Genomic DNA, 230 nt, shown 5'->3' on the forward strand with positions numbered 1-230 from the left:
TGTGACCAAAAGCGCAGAGGCTTTTGATCAGATCGAACTAAGCCCGCACACTCTGGGTGCGTTTACGGATTATTCCCGAAGACTTCTCATTCAATCCTCGCTGGATGTGGAAGCTATGGTGCGTGATGATCTGGCGCGGGTGATTGGTTTGGAGATCAGCCGGGCGGCGCTGCACAGTGACGGCTCTGGTGAAACTCCAAAGGGGATCGCTGCCACCACTGGCATTAACT

Annotated in this window: 1 protein-coding gene; it reads left to right on the forward strand. The window is 54.3% G+C overall.

What is annotated here, in order from left to right:
* Window positions 1–230, forward strand: a 230-nt coding sequence (locus PsWM33_RS20990; RefSeq protein WP_193778436.1) for a phage major capsid protein, incomplete at both ends; no start/stop codon positions are given.

This window comes from Pseudovibrio sp. WM33 (assembly GCF_001623165.1).
In the GTDB taxonomy this organism is placed as follows: domain Bacteria; phylum Pseudomonadota; class Alphaproteobacteria; order Rhizobiales; family Stappiaceae; genus Pseudovibrio.